We start from the raw sequence: 24392 nt of genomic DNA on the forward strand, positions 1-24392 counted from the left end.
GCTTCTTTTCACTCTGTTACGCACCCTTTCCTCCATTTGATTCCTGATCTTTTTTTCGTTTGAAGTAGAAAAGGATAAGAGCAATTAAAACCATTACAGCTCCACTGATTCCCAAACTTACTTTCACCATTTCGCCTGTAGACGGATATTTTCCCGTTGGCTTGACCGTACCGGATTCAGAACTAGCTGGCTCTGAGCTGCTTATTGGTTCTGACCCAGATGGAACAGTTGAACTGCTGGGACTTGTTACTTCATCATAAAAAGAAATAACGCCTTTTGTTTGTACCGCCCCACCATTTTCAACTGCGTTTCCACTAATTGGTAAATAGAAAAGAAAGAGTACTACAAATAAAGCAGAAACACAGAGCGATGAAATATTTCTAATCTGTTTCATTTATTTTTCCTCCATTGCTTTATGGTGTTTCTCCTACGGTCCAGACAATCGTTGCACTGTATTTTCCAAGTTCACGGACTTTTCCGGCAGGAATATCCAGCTTAAATCCTCTTTCCCCATTCGCCCACCTGTCACTGACATTATACTGACCATTTTCTGAGTGCGTATCTACCACAATTGGCTGGTCAGAATTATTCAGAACAATCTCTGAATCTTTCCCGTCACCCGTACGATAGCGGATGGCATCCGGAAGAACATTGCTGCCGCTGCCTCCACTGCTCGTCAGAGACGTTTCCAGTCTGGCTTTTAATGTCCACTCAGTCATCATTGTACGACTATCCCAAATAACCAGCTCTTTATCATATTCAGGCTGTTCTACCCGAACACCGAATACTCCAGCATTTTGTACACCAAAGCCAATTGTTGACGGCGCTGAATAAATAAACAGTGTACCGTCATCTTCAAAGGTAACGTAAATTGTCTTTTTCGCCGTTCCTACAGATAGTATGACTGGATAAGATTGTGCTGTATCTTCACCGACACTACTGTAATCAATTAAGAATAAGTCGGGATCTTCTGTCACATCAGTCATGATTGTTCCAGATATTGTATATCCTTTTGCTTTTCCAGCTGTTGTGATAATTACACGCTTTTCTTCATCAGAAGCATTTTTCCAGGAAGTCAGACTTATAGAACTATCAATTCCCCGTACAGAACCGTCACTGGTTGTCACAGTTTCGTCATCACTGACATAAATTTGTACTTCAGCAATTGTTTCGTTTCCAGCTGCATCTTTCACATTGACTTTAGCAATTTTCAGCCCTACAGTTTCAACCAAAGCATCCCTTTCTTCTTGTGTTGTCACCCAACCAACTGTCAAATTAGCAGTTGGTGTAGTTTCATCTGTATAAGAAGAAAGTGCCTGTTTCGGATCTGTAGGAATTGCAGCCGCCTGATTCTGTTGTACAGAAATCAGTTTTGTTGTTACTTTTGGTGCTTGTTTATCAAGTATTTTAATGGAAATTTCATGCGTTCTCTGATCCTTATCAACTAGCTTAATTGTTCCCGTTGTTCCTCCAGCAAACTGGGCGAAATCAGCATCATCAAAACTCCAGTTTCCATCCACATCAGTTGTAGTTGTAAAGGTCTTAGCTCCCAATGTCATTGTCAGAGTTGCAGCATCCGCCGACTTAGCAACATTTGATCCGTCAGGCACAACGTAATCAGTTGATCCCGATAATCCAACTTGATTATTGGGAATTTCATATATATCATCAACTAACGTCGCTTGTTCCTCTTCCAGATTAATGCTTGGCAGCAGGATATCATTTGACCAGCGACTGTAATTATTGAAATTAAAGATTTCAGCCATAGCTGGTTCTGATGAAGTAATGGTTCCTCTAACATTTGTATAAAGTCCCGTAATATCAAAGGTTGCGACATTCGGCCAAATCTCAATCGGGTTTCCTATACCTGCTTGTGTTGTTGACCAAACTGCATGATTCATATTCTTCACGCTGATACTACTTCTAGAACCTGAATTATAGGCATAGAAGAACTGATTTCTTCCGAAATAGCGAATATCGAAGATTTCCGGGGTATCTACAATTAAATTCATCTTGTAACTATAAATAGCACCGTTAGTTGCCCCTGTTCCCAGTGTTGATATTTCAGTCACTGAACCTGAATTGATAATAATCTGAGCATGAGGTGACTGAGCATCACTTCCATTACTGGTTATTGTTCTCAATGCAGATCCATTATTTTGAGCGATCGCACGCAATGTTCCGTCATTTTGAACCACCTGATAATTGGCAATGACATTCTGATAAGCTTGTCCTGATGTTCCATTATTTTGCCCATATACAGCAGCATTTCTCTGTACCCAGAACTTTAACTCGGTCGGTCGATTATTCCAGCCACCAGTTGCTCCATAATTTGTTCCCAAAACGAAGTTTAATGGGCCATACAAATCACCATAGTATGTCGGATTGCTATTTGCAGTTCCGGTTGTCGAAATAACATAGGCATTTTCAGGATCATCAGGATTTGTCTCATTACCGTAAACGGTAATGTTTGTTGCAACGATCCCTTTTCCTTCAGTGCGGATTGTTACATTCCCTTTAAGCATCACTTGTTTTGCATAATATAGATAGGCAAATTCATCGGCTGAATTAACGTCTATATCTTTAAATGTCACTGTCAATTCAGCATTCTGGTTACTTGGTCCGACATTTGATGCTATCCTATTATCTGCACGACCGTCATAGATCGGACCTCTATAGTTGCCCGTTGTATGCCCGGTTGAAGCAATTCCGCCTTGACCGATTATTGAGTTATAGATAGTAAAATCTGTAAAGTCCTCATAACCTTTCAATAGAAGCTTTCCTGCATTTCCAGAAAACGTCAGCGTGTGACCATTCAAATCAAGATTCTTGTTTGTCGATACAGTAGCTGTTGTTGTCAACGTAAGATCAGCAGCCAAATAGTACTCAATATCTGTCGTATTGGTCATAGCAGCATTCCAATCATCAATGTTATTGATTGGTTCACCAATTGGCGCAGCCATTAGCTGAATTTCAGCATTTGCCTCTACTGCAGCAGATACCGTACCTTGTAGAACAGTGATGTTTTGCGTCAACTCAGTAACCGAAAAGTTGTTCACATTTTTTGAAGCAGTAATCTTATACTCTCCGGCTTTTTCTGCCATAATCGGCAAAACCAGCTTCTCTTCTTTTGATGCTTTACCGTTCCACTGGATACGATAGATATTTTCTGACATTGTATTGCTGACAGAAAACACCCCGCGTTTATTTCTTATCCCAATCTCTTCTCCAACCAGATGCAGTCCTTTGGGAATATGAACCAATAGATAGGAAACACTGTTTTCAGTTATCTCCGCTTCGTTCTGCACTTTTTTATACGTTTCTACAGATAATGAGTGTGTATCTAAATCATAAATAGTTATTTCAAAGATACTATTTACTTCATATTTGTTATTTTCAGGAAGTGTGACCTCAAGAGCTGTTTTTGACTGCTCTTTTGCAGAGATGGATGTTGCTCCATTTATACTCCCGACAATCCCTCCCAGACCAAGTAAGCCTGCAACGAGTAACAAAACCTTTAGTTTTTTGCTATGCATTAGTTTCCTCCTTTCCACAAAATTGGTATGTCGCTTATGACACGTTTATTTCAACTCCTATTTCCCCTAAACTAAAATGAACTGAAATAGTTCAGCTCATCTATTAAAGGAAATAGAAAGTGAAACCATTATTTAGCCAGTGCCCACTCATCAAGGCGGTACCCCTTTGAACGCACTGTTTTAATGTACTGAGGATTTTTAACATCCCTCTCAATTTTTTTTCTCAGATGGAAAAACAAGTTCGTTACCTTGTATTTTTTATTTCCATCTTCTTCTCCCCAAATCTGTCTATAAATCTCATCATAAGTCAACGTCGTTCCAGATTTCGATTTCAGCAAATTCACTGCTGCAAATTCCAGTCTGGTAAGGGTTATTTCTTCTCCATTTTCTATAGATATGCTAAAATTTTGTGGGTAAAGTTCAATCATTTTAGCTTGCTTTTCATGATTGTTTTGTAAGCTTTTTATACAGCAGTCTCGTCTTTGAAGTGCATTTTTAATCATTAACGAAAATTCTTCTACAGAGCAGTTTTTGTCAACATATGCATTGATACCTAATTGCATATAAATCATTTTTCCAATATCCGACTCCTGATTCGACATGACATAAATCATAGCTGTAGAAAAATCACGAAAGGTCACGATCCATTCGCAGACTTTGCCGATCGTATCGTACCCCTTTTCTTCCATAAGAACGATCCCCAAAGAATTCATGTATTTTTTATAATTGCTCTCATTCAGGTAAATGATTTGAAAATTCTGCTCTTCCAGTTTTTCTATGTATTTGCTGTTTGTCTCATATGTCTCGCTCATTATTCCGATTGTAGTCATAGTATCAATTCGTACTCCTTTCTAATTTTTTATAGATTCTTCTTTTTGCATAGTATTAAAAAATAATTCAATGAAACATCTGATAGAGTGTCCATTTGTTTTCGTCATTTTATAGAAATGACGAAAGAAGGTCTTTTTTTATTGCTGTGTCTCTCTTTCGGCAGAACCTGTACTAAAGCACTGACGGCGTATAAAGAATAAAAAAAGAGGGCGTGACATTAGTATGTCGCAGCCTCCTAAAACCGGATAAACGGTGTCCCAGTCCTTGTATACTTCTGTGGTTAGCTCTCTCCTATTTAAAAGTATTCATGAGAACATCATTTCATATATGGCTATCTCTTTGTACATGAAATAAATTCTGACAAACTTATTCCCTTCAGAGCATTGTATAACATTCTTTAAGATTATTTTCTAATACAGAAAAGTCTTGTATCTACGAGTCTCACAACACAACACTACACTTCGTTTCGATCTCATCAATTTCTAAACGGCAAAGCCATTAAGAATTGAAGGACTTCGTTTTGATCTCATCAATTTCTAAATGGCAAAGCCACTAAGAATTGAAGAACTTTGTTCGATTCTCAATACAAATGCGTCTATTTGAAAAAGGGTTGACATGTCTTTTATGCCCACCTAAGATATGCGACGAGTAACCGCAGGAGCACTTGTACGAACTTAATTGCGACGAGTAACCGCAGGAGCACTTGTACGAACTTAATTGCGACGAGTAACCGCAGGAGCAGATGATTCATGTTATCTACTTGGTTCTCAGCGATAAACACTTTTGTTATCCCCTCTTTTTTATAAGCATTTATTTACATTGATAGTGTAAGGTACGATCCAGTTCATCCATAGCTGAAATGCGCTTTTCCATCATAGAATCTGTGTAAGTATCCAGGGTCATTTTTATTGAGGCATGCCCTAAAAGACGACTTAAACTAGCAATATCAACTCCCTGCTCCAAACACCTTGTTGCAAAGGTATGCCTAAGTGCATGAAACGGAATGGCAGGTAATTTCGCTTCTTTCAAAAGCTTACTGAAGCGATAACCAATGACTCTCGGTTCTGCCAGTTTTCCTCGACAAGAAATTAAATACTCACCCTGCTCTTCCATTCTTTTTTCTAAAAGATATCTTCTTAAATTCGCTGGAAGAGGAATTATTCTTGAAGACTGGCTTGTCTTGGGGGTTCCGACAAATAATTTAGTTCTTTTCTCACTTGAATCCATATCCGTAATTCGAGAAATTGTTCGATTCACGTAAACTAAATTTTCTTCAAAATCAATGTCTGACCATGTCAATCCACTGATTTCACCAATCCGCATTCCTGTATAAAGAGCCAGTATTACTGCTGAACACCCTTTCTCTTGAAAAGCCTGCATTTCCAATGCCCGTTGCTCTTTTACAGATAAAGACCGTACACGCTTAGCTTGACCCTTTGGCAAGACAACTGCAGTTGCAGGATTTTTAGAAATATTTCCTGCTGCTTCTGCTTGTATTAGTGCTTTTTTGACAAGAATAAAAATATTTTTGATAGAACTCGCCGCAAGTGGTTTGCTTTGGAGAACATAAATAAAATTTTGCAGCGTATTTTTATCTATTTTGTGTAGTCGTAAATCACCTAATTCAGGCAAGATAAAGCGATGAACTAAATGAAGATATTTGGAATAGGTCGTCGGTTTTACGCTCTTCTTTACTTCCTCATTCATCCACTGGCAGATCCAATCACCAAAAGTCACATAATAAAGGTTGAAACTTTTTCTAACATGCAAGTGATTTGCCTTTAGTATGGTTAACTTTTCCTTAACATCAGAGTATTTTCTTCCGTAAACATAGCCATACTTAGCCTTATTATCAACACGAGCCTTAATATAACGTCCCTCCCAACGACCATCTTTTCTTTTATAAATATTTTCACCTTTTTTAGGCATCTAAATTTCTCCTTCGCTATTCCTTTTTTGACGGATTTTTTGACGGCTAAAGAATGAACGTCTTAAACGTATGTATTTTGTTATTTCCATACTTTTTTACACCATCATTTGGTTCATTCCTGAAATTAAATTCCGTTCTTTTTTTATCTCTACGTCTTTTGTTAAAAAAACAGAAAAAAATGATAAAAAAACGATAGATAAAATATTGACTCTAACGATTCACTCCGCTAGAATATGTAAAGAAGCAAAAAAAACGAAATAATTTTTAGATTTTTAAGATAAAATTCCTCATTTCTATAAAATGACGAAAAATCCGGTTCCTTTCTAACAGTTATTTATATCAACAATAAGCAAGCCTACCAAGACATCAATCGATGTCTCTTTTTCACATGTTTTTGAAATAGTAAAGATAAATTATCTCGAATATTCTTTTCCTTTTTCTACTCACTTCATGTTTTTCATTCATTTATTATATAAATATAACAAATAAACGATATAAATATAAGACCATTCTTTATATTTTTTCTTCTAAACTATTTTTTCTTCTTTAAGTTCCTGCTGCTGCCAGTATTACTGAAAAAATTTATGCCTAATTCACTAGCTAAGGTTCGTATTTTTTCCTTCTATTATATAGTAGAACGTTAACCAGTTATTTCATCAAGTTCTGAAAACAGAATCCAGACATTCAAGATCTAAGTATATTTACTATTCGATAAAAGAATATACACTCCTCTAACTGCTTTTTTTATTCCTTTTCCTTCTCAGCTTTTTTAGACACTCTGAATTGCAAAAAATGCATCTTCCAACATTTTCTCGCCGTATCTTCCAGTCTACAAACTCGAGGGACGTTGGTCTTCCTGTCAAAACATTGGTGGATTTAGACCCGTTTAATCCAGATTGTGATAAAGTTGCTGAGATAAGTAGAAAGTATCAGGCTACGAGTTATCATGTGTTTTCCCTATAATCTTCTACCGTTCATTGTCGAAACTGTGTGCCACTGTTCAATATTCCCGGGAAGAGTGTTACTGGAAATGTTGCATTAGTTTGTTATTTGTAATACTATTTGACTCCCTGAACAGCCATTCATCGAAAAATATAATTTTTGAGCAGGGCTGCTCAATGAGAATGTCTTCTGAAATTAGAACATTGATTACTCAGAATAGCGGACAGATTTATGATATTTATGTTAGAGGGATTGCTTCTGCTTTTACCAAAGGAAAGTTGGAGATTTAAACAAAAAAACAACTGAATTTCTGAAAAGCAGATGATCACTTACTCATCCTAACTTTTACTAAAACTCAGTCATTTCTTTTTGTATTTGATTTTTAAAAATTTATTGCTTATTTTGGAAGATCAAACTCAACAGAGGATCGTTTGAAATCTTCACTGTTCACCAGATTTAGTTTAAGACCAAAATCCTTCTCACGCCAAATCTTTTCATACTGCTCCTGGTCCATGGCAAACACCTGTAAAAGTTCTTTTTGCTTTCCTGGTTCTATTGTTTGAGTAGTATAGCTTAGCAGCATGCCTTCACTGAGAATTCTCTGAGAACCGTTATTCACTGTCAGTACAGCTGAAGTGCTGCTCATAGAAATAGGCTTCTCTCCCTGATTGTCTACATCAAATTTCACTGTCAGCAGTACAACTCCATTTTCAAAATTACTGAAACGAGCCGCTTCCATTTCATTTGGCTCAAAGAATGTAAACTGGTATTCTGACAGCGTTGCATCAATCCCGTCAACACTTTCAGTTTTACCGATAGCTTTCTTCTCTTTATCCAAAGTTTTTGTTCCCATGTCATCTGTACTTGCTTTATCCTGCAAGAAAGATGCATTCGCACTAGCTGTATCTTCTCCATCTGCAGTTACTGTTAATTGAATTTTCTGATTCGTTCCGACACTATCCTCAGCAGAGAATGACTCGGCCTTTGTAAAACCTCTTGGCACATTCATTGTGACTATACCTAAATCACTAATAGTGTCCAAAGCGTTTTCATCAAAAATGTAGTTTAATGTGGCGGTCACTGTTTCGCCGGCACCAACCTCTCCTTTACTTTTCACAGACATTGCGCCATAGTTATCATCAGAATCTTCGACAACTGTCCGATTATTAGTATAAGCTTTTGTTGCACCTGTAAATGTCAGATCTGGTACAGTTGGATAATATAATGTTTTATCACTGTTATTTGTAATAGATATCGTCGCCAGCATAACTGCTCCTCTTACTGTCTGACCTCCAAATGGAATTTCAAAGTCCGAATCAAAATCAGTAAATTCAACCAAATCATATTCATCAATGGAAAGAGTCAAGTCTTCTATCTCAACTGTCACAGGCTTGGTCTGAGAATACAATAACTCGGCAGTATCTGCTCCCAAATATTCCTCCATCATTTCTGCCCGTTCTGACAATTTAGATGTACTTGAACTATTCTTTTTAATGCTGCTTGATTCTGTCGTTGATTCTTCAATTGAACTTGAATTGGACACCTCTTCAGTTGACGCCTGCGAGGACGACTCTTTCGTTTCTTTTTTCCCATTGTCGCATGCCCCTAAAACAACAGCAGACAACAAGAGTGCCAAAATAATTTTTTTCATTCTACATCTTTCCTTTTTTATTTTTTTGAAAAAAGGTAAACCCTCAAATATTCCACCAACAATAAAAAAATTTGATCGTCTTTTTACACCTTCTTCCTTTAAAAAGTATAGCATAGTTGAAATATAGGAATATCTCGAATTTTTTTCTAAATGAATACTTTTGTGAGAAAAGAATAATAAATTTTAACTTAGCATTTATTTCCAATGGTTTTCAGCATATATAGATCACATAAGTAAAAGAGGGAATCCAAAGGGGTGGAAAATCCTCTATTTTACCATTTGAAATATAATTCGCCAACAACACGCTGCCTTCAACCACTTCGTTGATTATTATTACAAACTAAAAAAGCAACCTATTCCTAAAAAGGAAAAGGTTGCCACAGTTGCCTGCATGAACAAGCTTCTGAAATGTATGCATTCCATGACTAGGAATCATACAAGATACGCTTATGCGTATACGGCCTCCAACGACCAATAAGGACGAATCCTTATAGCTAGATTATACCACAGACCAGATAAAAAAATGAGTCTTATATCTGGCTTATTTGAGGTGTCCTTTATTTGATAGACGAGTGACATAATGGAACTGCCAAGTTTTTTCAAGTATTTATTATTTTCTCCTTGACTAATCGGAGGAAATAGAAGGTTATTACTTGTCTCAGGTTGGCAATGCTTTTTCAAATAGACGTGTTTGTATCGAGAATCAAACAAGGTCCTTCAATTCTTAGTGGCTCTGCCATTTAGAAATTGATGCGATCGAAACGAAGTCCTTCAATTCTTAATGGCTTTGCTATTTAGAAATTGATGAGATCGAAACGAAGTGTAGTGTTGTGTAGTGTGGTGTTGTGTAGTGAGACTCGTAGATACAAGACTTTTCTATAGTAGAAAACAAGCTGACAGGATGATATGCAACGCTCTGAGGGAAATACAGGGGCAAACAATTGTGTTCATCGCTAAGAGGTTGCTGGATGAATGTGGAAGTATTCAGAACCTAGCAGGAGATAGCTAATCTCAGAGCATATAAAGACTGAAGCTCCGTTTATTCAATTTTAGGGAGTGTAAAATAAATATGTCACACCCCCTGCTGCCCCAGTTTTACTGTTCCTTCACACTCTTTAAAATGTAATACCCTTTATCCTTCGAAACGATCTCTACATTACCAAAAATTTCATTCATTTTCTTCTGAGCACTCGGTGCTCCTTGTTTCTTTTGAATCACCACAGTTAATGTACCGCCTGGAGTCAATAATGGCTCTGCTTCACTTAAGATTGTATGAACCACCTGCTTTCCGGCTCGGATGGGGGGATTGCTGACAATCGCTGCATACTGCTTGTCATGAAGCGTTTCATAAATATTTGAAGGATGAATATCAACTGTCTCAATCTGATTCTTTGCTGCATTTTCAACAGCCAGCGAAACCGCACGCTGATTGATATCAACCATTTCAACAAATCGCCCCGAGGCATAAGCTAAAGCCAGACCAATCGGACCATAGCCGCAGCCAACATCCAAGATTTTCCCTTCCGGGAGTTCCTGCCAGTTAAAAGAGTCAATCAGTACTCGTGAACCATAATCCACACCTTTGCGGGAAAATACACCGCTGTCAGTGATAAAATGAAAATTTCGTCCTGCCAGCTCAAAAGACCATTCGTCTAATTCATGTGCACTATCTGGATTTTCTGTATAATAATGATTTGTCATTTCACTTCGTTCCTTTACTGAAAAGTCGAGACAACAACTACCGTCCCGCCTGATATTATTTAATCTGAAGCAATCTTCTCCCTTAAAATGCAATCTGCATAAGTAAGATAGAAAATGGCGCTGATTTCTCTAAATTATTTTACCCGTTTTCCTTTTATTTCACGAACAATTAAAGCAGCCAGAAATTCATAGCCCACCTCTGAAAAGTGCAATCCATCCGGTTGTAAAAATTCATCTGTTCCGGGATAAACCGTCATCGCATGGTATATATCAACTACAGGTACTTCCTGCTGCTCACCAATTTCCTTTGCTTTCGCCACAAACCGGCGAATTTCCTCAGCCTGTCTGTCCGGCTGTCTTGCTGAATCAACAAATGGCGGTGTAAATAAAACCACTTTTTCCTTTCCAATACTGTTGATCATCTGAGACAAATTTTCGCCATACTCCTGTACATCAATCGGACGACTATCAGAACAATCATTTGCTCCGAAGAAAATAGTAACCATATCCGGCTCTTTACTGAGCACATCTTTTTCCATGCGTTTCAAGCCGCCGCTTGTCGTATCTCCCGGAATCCCGGCGTTAATAATTGCTATATCCGTAATCTTCTGGGCCTCCAGTCCTTCTTTCACCAAATTAGTCAAGATCGGCGAAGCGGGTTCATCAAAGAAGCCAGCTGTGATACTGTCACCAAACAATACAAGTTTTGCCATAAAATGTCCACCTCTTCTGTATCTGTCGGATTTTTTTCAATCGTTTTCGAGGATTGAAACTCGATGGTTTTCTTGCTGATTTCCTTATTTAGGCATTGCGAAAAAGTAGCTTTCAAAAGCTCTTTCATTTCTTTGCTTTTTCCTGTCCGTTCCTTAATCATACCATTTGAAAAAACTTTTGCCCAACAAACATTTCTTTTCCGTAATTACTGTGTAGCAGCTATAGAATTATGTTAAAATAGGCAAAGTAAAGCATGTCACTATCGTTGGAGGATCTAATGGATGAAAAAATGAATTACTATCGTATTCCCCGCGAGGAATGGCAGGGATTCTACCGAAATGGAGAAGCCCCGCTGACTGAAGAAGAATTGGATAACATTAAAGGGTTTAATGATCAGATTTCATTAAAAGATGTTGAAGATATTTACGTCCCTCTAACCCATCTGATCCACCTTCACATGAAAGAATTTGAATCTCTGACGCTGAGTAAGGGATTATTTTTGCATAGATATGTTCCTGTGCCTCCTTTTATTATTGGAATTGCAGGAAGTGTCGCTGTTGGAAAAAGCACAACTGCCCGGCTGCTGCAGACGATTTTAACACGTATTTTTAAGCGGCGAAATGTTCAGCTGATTACAACTGACGGTTTTCTTTATCCAAACAGGGTATTGGAAGAACGCGGAATCATGGATCGAAAAGGATTTCCTGAGAGCTATGACATGGAAAAACTAATTACATTTCTAAATCAAATAAAAAATGGCGAAGACGATATTCATGTTCCTATCTATTCTCACAGTGTTTATGATATTATCGAAGGGGAATATGAAATCATCTGTCAGCCGGATATTTTGATTGTGGAAGGAATCAATACCTTGCAGCTTCCCGCGAACCAACAGATCTATGTCAGTGACTTTTTTGACTTTTCTGTTTTTGTGGATGCAGAACCCAGACTGATTGAGCAATGGTATCTGGAACGCTTTGGCGCCTTGCTGGATACAGCTTTTCTAGATCCGAACAACTATTACTATCAGTATGCAATCGGCGATCGAAAAGATGCTTTTGAGATGGCTCGAGGTGTCTGGAAAAGTGTCAACTTGAAAAACCTTGAAGAATACATCTTGCCTACCAGAGGAAGAGCTGATATCATACTCCATAAAAAAGAGAAGCATATCATTGATGAGATCTATTTGAGAAAATACTGAGGATGTAACACTCCAGTTTTCTTCTAGAACAATGAACAACACTTTGCATTTAGAGAGAATGAAGCAACTGCGGCAACTATAGGCCTCAGACTTCCTGATTTACTGGTGCAGGCTCTTCGCTGGCAGTTTAGCAGCAGAATTGCCGGCTTCCTCTATATCACTTCTCTTTATATAAAATTCTAATAGATAGGGGTAATAAATGTGACAAACGTTGCCGAAATGACAGACGTTGAAAAAATTATTGTATTGGACTATGGCAGCCAGTATAATCAGTTAATCACCCGCCGAATCCGTGAATTCGGTGTGTTTTCAGAATTATTGAGCCATCGTGTAACTGCTGCAGAGGTTAAAGAAATTGCACCAAAAGGAATTATTCTATCAGGCGGTCCCAACAGTGTGTATGATGAGGATGCATTCCGCATTGATCCGGAAATTCTTGAACTGGGCATTCCCGTTTTAGGAATTTGTTACGGCATGCAGCTGATGACTTATTGTCTGGACGGAAAAGTTGAATCAGCAAAAAATCGTGAGTACGGAAAAGCTGAATTAGAAGTGACTGCAAAAGACGCTGTATTATTTAACGGCCTGCCTTCACCACAGACGGTTTGGATGAGTCATGGCGATTTAGTGACTGAGCTGCCAACTGGTTTTGAACTGGTTGCCACAAGTAAAGACTGTCCAATTGCTTCCATTCAGGATACAAGCCGGAATTTTTACGGTGTACAGTTTCACCCGGAAGTCCGTCATTCTGAATATGGAAATGATCTGCTTCGCCGCTTTGCATTTGATGTATGTCACTGTTCGGGCGACTGGTCAATGGAAAACTTCATTGAAATGGAGATTGCAAAGGTTCGTGAAAAAGTCGGTAACCGCAAAGTATTGCTAGCACTTTCCGGAGGCGTGGATTCAAGCGTTGTCGGCGTGCTTCTGCAAAAAGCAATCGGTGATCAGCTAACTTGTATCTTTGTAGATCACGGACTGCTTCGTAAAGGCGAAGGTGATCAGGTCATGGATATGCTGGGAGGAAAATTCGGCTTAAACATCATCCGTGTTAACGCACAGAAACGCTTTCTGGATAAGCTGGCAGGCGTTGCCGATCCGGAAGAAAAACGTAAAATTATCGGAAACGAATTTGTCTATGTCTTTGATGATGAAGCAACCAAACTGAAAGGCATTGACTTCCTTGCACAAGGAACACTTTATACAGATGTGATTGAAAGCGGCACTGAAACAGCTCAAACCATTAAATCCCACCACAATGTGGGCGGTCTGCCAGAAGACATGCAATTTGAATTAATTGAACCATTAAATACATTATTTAAAGATGAAGTACGCGCACTTGGAACAGAGCTTGGAATGCCTGACAATATCGTTTGGCGGCAGCCATTCCCAGGACCAGGACTTGGTATCCGTGTGCTGGGGGAAATTACTGAAGAAAAACTGGAAATTATTCGCGAATCGGATGCAATCCTTCGTGAAGAAATCGCCAGTGCCGGCTTAGACCGAGACATTTGGCAATACTTTACTGTTCTGCCGGGCATCCGCAGCGTCGGTGTAATGGGTGACGGAAGAACCTACGATTACACAGTCGGTATTCGTGCAGTAACCTCAATCGATGGAATGACCGCAGACTTTGCCCGTATTCCATGGGATGTACTGCAAAAGATCTCTGTACGTATCGTAAACGAAGTCGACCACGTAAACCGAATCGTGTATGATATTACGAGCAAACCGCCGGCAACGGTGGAGTGGGAGTGAGACAAAAAGCCTTGAAAGTCCTTATTTATAGGGATTCTCAGGGCTTTTTCTTTTCTTGTGATAACACTTTGATAACAGTTTATATTATTCTTATCGGACTTCATAATACTCAAAACTAAATATCAATTACTTAAAAGATGTAAAATCAGAACAAATAGATACTATCTGTTTTTTATTTTTAACAAAAGATTCTGAAATATTATTTGGAACTTCCACATCTAAGAAATCAAAAGAGTTTATTTGTTCAAATTTTACAGGAGATTGACAAGGAGTTGGATTAATTGTGCTTAAAATGCTATGTCCATTTCCTGATAGCTGCTGTGAAACATGGGTACCTTGCACAGTAAATAATACAACACTAGAATTATTTTGATTGTCTATAGTAAGTAAATAGATATCTTTTACTTTATTTTGTTCCATTGAACCATAGGAAAGCTCTGTAGATATTTCAGCATTTGCTAATATCTTTTCGTCACTAACTCCCCTAATCGTTATATCCAGAAGAGAACATGCATTCAAATTTGATTGAAGATCAAAATCTAGTTTATGGAAATCTGTCCTAGATATTTCTTCATTATCGTGTTTTGTATAAACTAAATACGCATATTGTAATGATCCAGAACTAATATTTAAATTTAATGTCGTACCAAACGAATATTTATACTCTTCTCCATACCCTCTTTCAAGTTCAATTTCATTCTCAGATATATGTTTTGCATCAAAGTCTACTTTATAAGTAATCTCTTCTTTGTTTATTTTTAACAACTCTTGAATATGATATGTAGCAGGTACTGCAAATACTAAAGTCAAAATAATTGTAAGTAATCGTGAGAAAATTGATTTTAAAAATTTTCTAATATCCATTTTTTTATACCATCTTTGATTGATTATTTTTGTATCCTTTGAAAAACTCAACTTAATATTTACAGTTTCCTGCGTTGCTATTTTTTCATTATTTGTTCTCTCATCCATTATTTTAACTCCCATTAAAAAATATAAATTAAATACCATTATACTATAATGATAAAAGGATTTTCCAGAGGGTACTTATGAATAATTAGCTTGCCGAATTTATACAATTTATTGTTCACTATTCTGGTATAATGTAATCGTGTACTTTTAAAACATATTTTATAAACTCAAAAAGGAGGTACTCAATTTGGACAGTACTAGCATATTCACTATATTAATTAGCATTTTGAGTTCATCTATATTTACCCTTATTTTATCAACTTTATTTTTTGACCCCTTCAAAGATAGAAAAAAATATATATTTGAAGAAAAACAGAGGGTTTATGAATCAATTATTACTTTCGCTCAGATTGCACTTTATCCAAAAGAAGCTAAATTTTCTTTAGGTGTAGCAAGATACAATATAGCAGAACTTTCAGAACAAGAACGTATTAAGAACGCAGTGAACGACTTAAAGATGTCTATTCCAAAATTACAGCTCATTACTAATAATCCCAAAGTTATCAAACAAACGATGATCTTTATTGAACAAAAAGATGAAACATCCTTCAGTTTAATGATAGATGTTTTGAGAAAAGATTTATTTAAGTAACTTTTTTATATTAATAACTACAAACTACCGTGCTACCAAATGGTCTACAAAACGATTACTAGTGATTCACTTTTTTCGCTAAATAACTTTGGGGAGAATAGTAATCTTTTCTTTTTTCTGGAAGATTAGTCCAACAAGAACTTATACTATGTTCTTTACAAAACTTATAAATTGATTCTCCTAAATGCTCTCTAGTTTTCTCAAAATTTCTAGCATTCTTTGGACTACTACTTCTAAATATTTTCCATCCACAAAAATATTTTTTGTCCGCTTCTGGCACATCACTTTTTTTATATTGGGCTACTTCATGAGGTTGTACTCTTGCTCCACTATAACTAGATGGTATTTTTTTCGCAAAATATTGCAAAAATTTGTAAGAAGTTAATCCTTCCTTACTTGGTCTTAATTTCAAAATATCACATAATTTGTAAAATACGTCATCAGGAAGTGATTCTAATTGAAAGCCAGGTTTCAACTCCAAAATAAAACTATAGTTTTCGTCAATTACTCCAAACAATAATTCAAACGGGGTACTATCAATAAAGAAAATAACCTCAAAAGTTACTTTGTTATAGACAAATCGGAATTTATCAAGTGTTTCTCCATTTTTTCTCATGTCAGATAGTAACGGCTTAATTTCTAATAACTGAATAATATTTCCTCCTCTCTATCTCTCTTTTATCAAACCTACAGGAAAACCTTCATTCAAACTTCCCTTATCATAAGTTAATGATTTCAATTCTTTGTTCAATCGTTCTGCATATTTATGATCGCCAATCAATTTAAAAATCTCTATAAATTTCAGTACACTATTATAATATTCAGGTTCGCCAGTTACAACGAGTTTTAATAAGTTCGTCAACTATTCAATATCTAGCCTATAACTATAGTTGTTAGAAAAGCCATCCTGTTTTTTCGCTAATTCTAAATATTTTTCCGCATAATCTAAATTATTGTCATAAATTCGTTTTGTAATGATGTTTATCATTACATTGTAAGCAAACTTTTTAGTTTTTTTCATCTCTATTTATCTCATCTTTTAATGGGAATGATTTCAATATAATCAAATCAGCCTCCTTTAAAGAGAAATGATGGATCATATTAGAAATAATTACATAATCATACTGATAATAATAGTTTTTATTTATCAATAGTTCATATGCAAGCTTTTTATCTTCTTTACTGACTTGCACGATTCGTACGGAAATCCTAATGAGTCATTTGAAGAAATCATTCCCCTGTCAAATAGTGTAAAAAGATTAGAGTGGGTATTTGAACTTGATGAAAATGAAGTATATTCGAATCTTTCGTCTGTACTACCTCCCCCTCAAATGAGGGATGAACTCAATACTCTAGCCTCTTCTCTTAAATACTTGGAAACTATTTTTACTGAAACAAAGGTATTGGATCAAAAGAAATTCGAGGAAGATTATAGTAAGGGATATATAGACCAAGAAGACATTTATGAGGATAAATTACCTTATATTACTTATGCACCAAAAATTGAGAGTATTCTTCCTTCTAGTGAAAAGATTAGTGAAATCCACAAACTTGTTCAAGACTTGAAATATATTGAGAAAAAGCAATAAAATTCTATAAAAATAGAAAAGTCACCCTACTTTATTAGTAAAGGCCACTTTTCTGTTTAGGAAGTCTTAAAGAGATAATTTATTACCAAACGTTATATACTTTTTTGAATTGATACACATCTTTTCCGCCACCAGACCAAGTCCACCATGAATTGTATACATACCAATGACTATAGCTATATCCATTTCTACAAATCAAACTTCTATAAGTGAACCCGTATAGTGGACTCCATCCACCAAAAATTGCATTGTCCTGAAAAAAGAAGTCCTCCACTCTAACGCTAATAGCTCTCGCTCTATTTAGAATCGCTCCTTGAGATAACATCTCCTTATCATATTGATTTAGATATGGATTATCAACTACACTAGACTCAATAGCTTTTTGTTCAGAACCAAAACCTTCAGTTTCTGAAGCTTCAACACTTGAATTACCTATAAATAAAGATACCAAAATGAAACTCATTGCTAAAATTTTCTTCAAAAAAACCAACTCCTTATTCATTTTTTTAACTTCCTAGTATATAATATTATATTATAAAACTTATTATGTAAACAGAAAGAAGATAAAATATGATAAATCTAAATAATGTATCGATAAATTACTCAAAAAAAATTGTTATTAACAACTTTAATCTTCAATTATTTGCTGGAGATATTGTTGGTTTTGTTGCTCCTAATGGTTCTGGAAAAACTACTCTTTTGAGGGCTATAGCAGGACTTAAACCTTTACGTAGTGGAACTATAGAAATAGAAAAAAACTCTATTTTGGATAATAGAGAGCAGTTTCTAAAAAAAATTTTCTATGTAGAAAGTACCTCAAATTTATTTGATGACTTAACTGTAAAAGATCATTTACTCTTAATAAAAGAGTACTGGAAATCTCCCATCACTTTGAACGAAGCAGTCAAATTATTCGAAACAGAAAATTATTTAGACAAAAAGATAAATGAACTTTCCTTGGGTATGAAGCAACATGTCATTCTTTCAATGTACTTGATTAGTAATTGTGACATTCTTCTTTTAGATGAACCTTTAAACGGGCTAGACCCTACAAGTATTTCTATCATAAATACTTTTTTCATTGAGCAAAGTAAAAAAGGAAAGATCATATTTTTTTCTTCTCATAACCTGTTTAACATTGAAGCTATATGTAATAAAGTGGTGTTTCTCCACGAAAAAAAAGAACTATGTATCTCAACAGCTGACTCAGACATTTCAGAAACATACCATACTCTATTCAACGGAGGCTCTTATGAAATTTGAATTTAAGCGTTTATTTAATAATCCTCGATTATTAATAGTACTTATCGGGTTCTTCATATTATTTATCTTTCCTACCATGATTTCTCCTAGCAACTCTTTTAGTAAGGAACATATGTATCAAGAATTGAAAAATCAGTTGATTGCTGGGGAAAATTCAGCATTAGATTTGAAAGATATCCCCGAAGCAAACCATACTTATGAAGCTGTACTAAGAAGTAACAAAGCTTTAGAAAATATTCTGAATGCCTACGATAAGAACTCGTATTCTTTATTAATAGAATCCGAATTAGAATATGAACAATTGATGAAAGATCGCATTTTGAGTGGAACGCTATCCGGTCTTGATATCGGTGAACAAACAAAACGGATATATCAGCTAGAAACTTTTCAGACTCAAAATATTACCAGAATTGATAGTTTCCAATCGACTATCCCAGCTGTTAATCGATTTTTGAGATTAATAGAAATTATTCCATCAACAATATTCCTAATTTTTATTGTGATAATCTTTGCATATATCTATACAAGCAATAAAAAGAAAGGTTCTATTGATATACTGAATATCCTACCCATAAAAGTTTGGAAAGTTAGTTTCAACTCTATTTTCGCAAATTCAAGTTACGTAATTGTTTCGCTAATAGTATCTTTAGCAATATCAATAGGTGTGGTAACTACAATTAATACGTTAGGAAATCTAGAATATCCTATTTTTTATACTAGCTTTCAAAATATTTATACCCATATGCCAGCAATAGAATTTTTAATGAAATTCTTTATCTTAATGTTATTGCTAACCTTCTTTATCTCATTAACAATATACTTAGTTAATCTATTTTCAACAAATTTTATCTTTATCATTCTCATTTTTGGTGTCTTGTTAGCCTTTTCAGACTACAATATGTTAGGGTCTGCTATTCCAGACAGTATAATTCAATACTTGCCAGTCGGGTATTTTAATATTCAAGATGTACTACTAGAAAGTAATCGTTGGCAATCAGAACATATATTATGGAGTAATGCCGTTCTCTATTTTTCTATCGCCAGTCTATTATTATTAACGATAATCTCACTCATAGTTAACAAACGAAAAAAACTTTAAATCTGTGATAACACTTTGATAACAGTCCTAGAAAAACGTACTCACTTTAAAATGCTTCAAACTGTTTGAAATGCTGTTAAATCAGCTATTTCCTACTATGCGAAACTTGTTTATTTTTGAGTGGGAATAAAGAGCCAACATAATAAGGATGGGGAATGCCGATAAATCAACGTTTTTCAACTTATGAAATGCTTGATTTTCATTAAAAATGATATGGTTCCCTACCATTTTCCCTACCAAAATAAAACCCTGCTAAGATAATACTTGGCAGGGAATTTTTTTGTTCTTATTTTTCTTGACTTCATTTCAAAACAGTCATTTTGAAAGTGTTTGAAACTTTTAAAGCTAAAATACTAAAAAATATATGAACCAAAATCAGTATTTATTTAAACAAGTTACAATTTAATTCTTTTAATGAAATGAATTTGACTCCTTTGGTATCTAGCAAATCTTTTGTCATCAATTGCTCGGAAACAACAAATATAGTAACAACTTTCCAATCCCCAGCTTCTAATCCATAGCTATCAATCACACATCCTAAATTTTTACGAATCCAGTCGCTTCTTTTTAAATGCTTAGTTAAGAATGCCTTATCTCCTGTAAAAACTTTTTCTTGTTCCATTGCTAGTTCATATGGATTTCTTGAAAAACTGAAGTCTTTTGTTTCAATAACAAATAGTTTTTTATGATTTTGATTAATAGCAAGAACATCTATATCACCCAAAGTATTGTTCTTTTCATCAGAAATACGTTGCTTCCCAATCTTAGATACACCTTTTATTACTTGTAAATCAGAGTAAGTTCCGAGTATATTTTTTACTTGATCATTAAATTCATCTCCTAGTATATTTCGTAACTTAGACATAACATCTTTCATTTTTTGACTATTGGTTTTTAAACGCCCGCCCCAAATTAGCCGCATTAAATATTTTTGAGCATATATGACATTCCTAACCCCGAATATATACCTATTACTATATTTTATCAAAGGTCGCCTAATAAATGATAGTCGTCGATTAAATCTCCAAGGAAAAATATCCAGTTTTTCAAATCCTTTTGGTGGAGTTAAATATTTTTCTCTTTCTAAAAGAGTAATAGAATCTAATACTGACACTATTTTAATCTCACTAATTTTTTTGTCTAAATCGTTAAATATTTTGTGAACTAACTCATCTTCCTCTTCAATCCATACTATTTTCTCTAGATTATTATGTGTATCTATTAAACCTCCTATCACCAAATTGAACTCTTCATAAGAATATCCAAATGCTTCAATAAATGCACCATCTAGCTTAGACTCAAAAAGCTGCTCCACTCTTTCAACATATCTTCTGTTCTCCGAAATAGATAGATTAGAGTTTTCCAACTGAAGATTTCTAGAAGCTAACATTGCTGAATTTACATTTTTAAAGTCTTTCTTCTTAATACCGATCCTATTTGATTGTAGAAAATTTATTGTTGTATCTACAAAGTTATATTTAAAATAGTCGCTCCGATGTGCCCATTCGATTATTAATGAGCATATTGCTAAAAGTCGCTCAATCTCCCACATTCCTATATTTTTCTTTCCAGTAATTGGTGATGCAACTACATATTCTAACAAAAATTTTGTTGCTATTGAATTTCTATTATTTTCATTTAATTGCTCAAAAAAACGATCTTTTTCTTGAACTGAAAGAGCTATATCGTTATTGTAGGAGGATTCTCCTCTTAATTGTACAGGAAGAAGTGTTTCAATTTGAGCTATCAAAAATTTTAACAATTGATTTTTATTGAATATATTTGCTTCTTTTTCTAAAATAGAATACAAAAAACCAACTATTTTATTACAAAATTGTGGATTGTCCTTTTTAGGAATCGCACCATAAGAATAGCCTTGTTCCTTCAAGTATTCTCCCAATTCATCCAACAACTGATTCGTCTCGTACTCACTAATTTTTAAAAGTTGAAATCCATGAGTAGGAACTCTAAGTTTTCCATTATCATCAAGAAGCAACCCAGTCATTTTTTTCTTATATTCAGGATAAAATATTCGATCTAAAACATCCAAATCAGAAGTTTCGAGAGTATCAATGAGTTCACTAATGAGCTTTCGTTCATAGCTACTTGTTTTTGCCATTCCCATTTTTTGATAAATTTGTGAAGTAATATTCCATATAATAACATTTTCTGTCTTTCTTACATTTATTACAGGTTCTTGTTCTTCATTATTAACTTCATCCGCTAAATAATATTTTTCTAAATCTTCTTCTATGCGCAAATATATCACATGATTTTCTGGAAGTTCATTTATTGAATAGTATTGCTCTAACCAATATGAAACCGAATCAAAACTATTAAATAATATATCTACTTCTTCACCAGAATCGAATTTCTCAGTAACAATTTCAATAACTTTTCTATTTTTTGTTTCAATAAAACATCCAAAACCTTGTTCTACTGAACTATTATATAAATACCTATTACTAAATTCTTCTTTTATAGCAGTATAACAATTTCCGTCAAACATAGAATAAAACAATCGTTCCTTAGATTTTTGTTGAGCCTTTAAATAGTAGTCTGAGGTTTCTTCTATCCCCATGTGAATACTCATTTTTTTGTAATCTATATCATCACTTACATAAAATGATAAATTGTTTTCGGAAAACATGATGGCAGGTATAAAATCTCCTTCCCCAAATGCTCCTATCAATTGCGGTTCAAGCAATTGCATCTTAGCTCGCATAAATCTAGGTAAAAATATATCATCTGTTTCCACTTTTGAGATTGCTTTAAGCTCCATCGCTCTAAATTGAGCAACTGGAATATTTTTATATAGATTATTAGATTTTATCGAAGCAGATAGACTCCCACCTAAAGTATGAACCACCATAACTATAAATAATTGATCATTCTTAATATCATGTTCATTTAATTTTTTTACTATTGATTCTAACCTACTTGTTATTTTTTCTGAATGATCTACGTTTTCATTTACGCCACTAAAAACACCAAAAGCTATAAGCAATTTATCATTTGTAACATTGAAAATCCTCTCCTTATAACTTTTCTCATTCAATAAATCTAAATCAAAACTAGCATCAGCAATTTTCTCATGTTTCAGAGCTTTAAATGACTTTCTGACATCATTCCAAATTTCTTCAAACACATATTCTTCTGGTATTAAGCTCATTACTTTAGTATATAATGCGTTTGCAATAGATGTGACATCTAGTATGAGTACTCCTTTTCCTGTATCTAAATAAGGATGTGTTAAAAAAAGATGTTGATTCTGAGAAAACGGTTTTTGTTTTACTAAATCAGCATCTTCTTTCTTTATTGATATTTCACTTACACCAATAAGAGCTTTATCTAGACAAATTTCCTCCATATATTTATCAAGTTGTATTTTATTAGGAATAAATATTTCTCTAGTAATTGATGACAACTCTTTTGGAGTCTGACATTTTTCACAAATATTAGTAGATATGGTAAGATTATCATCCAATAAAATAGAAATATAACTTTTTTCTTCTTCAGATAGTTCCATCCGGCTTGATAAAAATATGGAACGAATTACCATATTCAAATTATACGAGCTTGTTAAATTTATACCAGGCATTACTTTATGATTCCCATAGAATTGAATATCATCTATGTACGGATTATCCAATGGATCGATAGCACTTTTAGAGTCTAATTGATTAATTTGTTGTATAACTTTTTTGAACTTACCATAACTCATTGAAAAACCTTCAAAATTCCAATTATTCTCTGATAACCAATTCAGAGTTGCAGTGGTTATCGCATCTAACAATACAGCTTTATCTCTATTTTCAAATGAAAGTCTCAGTGCAGCAAGTCTTTGTAACAATTCTCTTTTATCATACTTACTTATGTCCTCGACTATTCCTTGAATTTTAATATTGTCTGCGGCTTTAATTTCCTCTAAAGGATTAGATGATAGTTTTTCAAAAAGAGACGCAAGCATTTCATCATCTATATCAACTTCTATATTCTCAGAAAAGCTACTATAATCTTTCATTTTTGTTTCATTCCCTCCAAACCAGTTACTCAATATTTTTTAGATACTTTAATACTATTTAATATATCATCAACAAAAAATCTTTTCATTTTATATTTCATCTAAAACTGTCTTAACCATCAGAGTTGTTGCTATATCTACTTTTTACACTTTATCTCGCTCTAATATTTTCAAGACACAAGAGATATCCAGCAAAATCGCCCCAACGTTTTCTATCTTCTGATGAACCGAGCTTTTCTATCCAATTAGTGTCTAATTCTAGTTGTTCGCCTAACTTATGAAATGCCTTTAAATTAATCATAAAGGTATTATGATAGCTAGTTCTTAAATTATCTTTTTCATGTTTTTCTTCGTGAGAAAAGTAATTCCAGTTAATTCTCATATTCGCATAAACTAAAGCAGAATCTATAACTTCTTTCCATAATTCATGTAAATAGTCATCCTTGCATTCCAACATTTTAAAAATCGAATTGTAAATATCGACCGCTTCTTCAAAAGCCATAGAGTCGCTTTTTTTCAAATAAGCATTGTAATTTAGCATTCTGTCACCACCTTTACTCTTTAATACTCTTAATCATATTATAAGACA

The 24392-nt window shown here is 34.7% G+C and carries 18 protein-coding genes and 1 pseudogene; 6 read left to right on the forward strand and 13 right to left on the reverse strand.

Going from position 1 to position 24392, the window contains the following annotated elements:
* Positions 1-16 precede the first annotated feature (16 nt).
* The 5 genes from LI951_RS04595 to LI951_RS04615 all read right to left on the reverse strand — a co-directional run bounded on the left by LI951_RS04595 (position 17) and on the right by LI951_RS04615 (position 8890).
* On the reverse strand, positions 17-394 hold the full coding sequence (locus LI951_RS04595; protein WP_229441417.1) for an LPXTG cell wall anchor domain-containing protein: 378 nt from the start codon (positions 392-394) through the stop codon (positions 17-19).
* Positions 395-413: 19 nt separating this feature from the next.
* Positions 414-3536 (reverse strand): hypothetical protein, encoded by a 3123-nt coding sequence (locus LI951_RS04600; RefSeq protein ID WP_229441418.1) that lies wholly within the window; start codon positions 3534-3536, stop codon positions 414-416.
* 128 nt (positions 3537-3664) lie between these two features.
* Positions 3665-4366, reverse strand: a complete 702-nt coding sequence (locus LI951_RS04605) for a winged helix-turn-helix domain-containing protein (protein WP_202068241.1) — start codon at positions 4364-4366, stop codon at positions 3665-3667.
* Positions 4367-5177: 811 nt separating this feature from the next.
* Positions 5178-6296, reverse strand: a complete 1119-nt coding sequence (locus tag LI951_RS04610) for a tyrosine-type recombinase/integrase (RefSeq protein ID WP_202068242.1) — start codon at positions 6294-6296, stop codon at positions 5178-5180.
* Between the two features lie 1340 nt (positions 6297-7636).
* Positions 7637-8890, reverse strand: a complete 1254-nt coding sequence (locus LI951_RS04615) for a DUF5068 domain-containing protein (RefSeq protein ID WP_229441419.1) — start codon at positions 8888-8890, stop codon at positions 7637-7639.
* Between the two features lie 223 nt (positions 8891-9113).
* Between LI951_RS04615 and LI951_RS04620 the strand changes: the two are divergent.
* Positions 9114-9368: pseudogene (locus LI951_RS04620) on the forward strand (IS110 family transposase); the annotation flags it as partial.
* A gap of 617 nt (positions 9369-9985) precedes the next feature.
* On the opposite strand, the gene LI951_RS04625 reads toward LI951_RS04620, so the two are convergent.
* Together LI951_RS04625 and LI951_RS04630 are read right to left on the reverse strand one after the other, a co-directional pair.
* Positions 9986-10591, reverse strand: a complete 606-nt coding sequence (locus LI951_RS04625) for a class I SAM-dependent methyltransferase (protein WP_229441420.1) — start codon at positions 10589-10591, stop codon at positions 9986-9988.
* A 134-nt stretch (positions 10592-10725) separates the two neighbouring features.
* On the reverse strand, positions 10726-11304 hold the full coding sequence (locus tag LI951_RS04630) for a GDSL-type esterase/lipase family protein (protein ID WP_229441421.1): 579 nt from the start codon (positions 11302-11304) through the stop codon (positions 10726-10728).
* Between the two features lie 278 nt (positions 11305-11582).
* Here LI951_RS04630 and coaA point away from each other — a divergent pair, with 278 nt between their 5' ends.
* Positions 11583-12506, forward strand: coding sequence for a type I pantothenate kinase (coaA, locus tag LI951_RS04635; RefSeq protein ID WP_202068247.1), 924 nt, complete (start codon positions 11583-11585; stop codon positions 12504-12506).
* A gap of 201 nt (positions 12507-12707) precedes the next feature.
* Entirely contained in the window at positions 12708-14264 is a 1557-nt protein-coding gene (guaA, locus tag LI951_RS04640) for a glutamine-hydrolyzing GMP synthase (protein WP_229441422.1), read from the forward strand.
* Between the two features lie 126 nt (positions 14265-14390).
* Here guaA and LI951_RS04645 read toward each other — a convergent pair whose 3' ends face one another.
* Positions 14391-15236: a hypothetical protein gene (locus LI951_RS04645; protein WP_229441423.1), complete on the reverse strand. Its 846-nt coding sequence runs from the start codon at positions 15234-15236 to the stop codon at positions 14391-14393.
* 187 nt (positions 15237-15423) lie between these two features.
* Between LI951_RS04645 and LI951_RS04650 the strand changes: the two genes are divergently transcribed.
* Positions 15424-15828: a hypothetical protein gene (locus LI951_RS04650; protein ID WP_202068276.1), complete on the forward strand. Its 405-nt coding sequence runs from the start codon at positions 15424-15426 to the stop codon at positions 15826-15828.
* A 58-nt stretch (positions 15829-15886) separates the two neighbouring features.
* Here the strand turns inward: LI951_RS04650 and LI951_RS04655 are convergent, their stop codons facing one another.
* From LI951_RS04655 to LI951_RS04665, 3 genes are all read right to left on the reverse strand, one after another.
* On the reverse strand, positions 15887-16483 hold the full coding sequence (locus tag LI951_RS04655) for a DUF6037 family protein (protein WP_324254778.1): 597 nt from the start codon (positions 16481-16483) through the stop codon (positions 15887-15889).
* A 207-nt stretch (positions 16484-16690) separates the two neighbouring features.
* Positions 16691-16849: a hypothetical protein gene (locus LI951_RS04660; RefSeq protein ID WP_202068280.1), complete on the reverse strand. Its 159-nt coding sequence runs from the start codon at positions 16847-16849 to the stop codon at positions 16691-16693.
* A 650-nt stretch (positions 16850-17499) separates the two neighbouring features.
* Positions 17500-17919: a hypothetical protein gene (locus LI951_RS04665; RefSeq protein WP_202068284.1), complete on the reverse strand. Its 420-nt coding sequence runs from the start codon at positions 17917-17919 to the stop codon at positions 17500-17502.
* 68 nt (positions 17920-17987) lie between these two features.
* Here LI951_RS04665 and LI951_RS04670 point away from each other — a divergent pair, with 68 nt between their 5' ends.
* On the forward strand, positions 17988-18680 hold the full coding sequence (locus tag LI951_RS04670; RefSeq protein WP_202068286.1) for an ATP-binding cassette domain-containing protein: 693 nt from the start codon (positions 17988-17990) through the stop codon (positions 18678-18680).
* Complete coding sequence (locus tag LI951_RS04675) at positions 18670-19779, forward strand: hypothetical protein (RefSeq protein ID WP_202068288.1); 1110 nt, start codon at positions 18670-18672, stop codon at positions 19777-19779. Before LI951_RS04670 ends, LI951_RS04675 begins: the two co-directional genes overlap by 11 nt.
* A 382-nt stretch (positions 19780-20161) precedes the next feature.
* On the opposite strand, the gene LI951_RS04680 is transcribed toward LI951_RS04675, so the two are convergent.
* Both LI951_RS04680 and LI951_RS04685 read right to left on the reverse strand, forming a co-directional pair.
* Positions 20162-23803 carry a hypothetical protein gene (locus LI951_RS04680; protein WP_229441424.1) on the reverse strand — a complete coding sequence of 1214 codons (3642 nt, stop codon included), beginning with the start codon at positions 23801-23803 and terminating at the stop codon, positions 20162-20164.
* Between the two features lie 151 nt (positions 23804-23954).
* Positions 23955-24344 carry a hypothetical protein gene (locus LI951_RS04685; protein WP_229441425.1) on the reverse strand — a complete coding sequence of 130 codons (390 nt, stop codon included), beginning with the start codon at positions 24342-24344 and terminating at the stop codon, positions 23955-23957.
* Between the last annotated feature and the right edge of the window lie 48 nt (positions 24345-24392).

The organism is Enterococcus sp. BWT-B8 (assembly GCF_020567625.1).
Taxonomy (GTDB): Bacteria; Bacillota; Bacilli; order Lactobacillales; family Enterococcaceae; genus Enterococcus_L.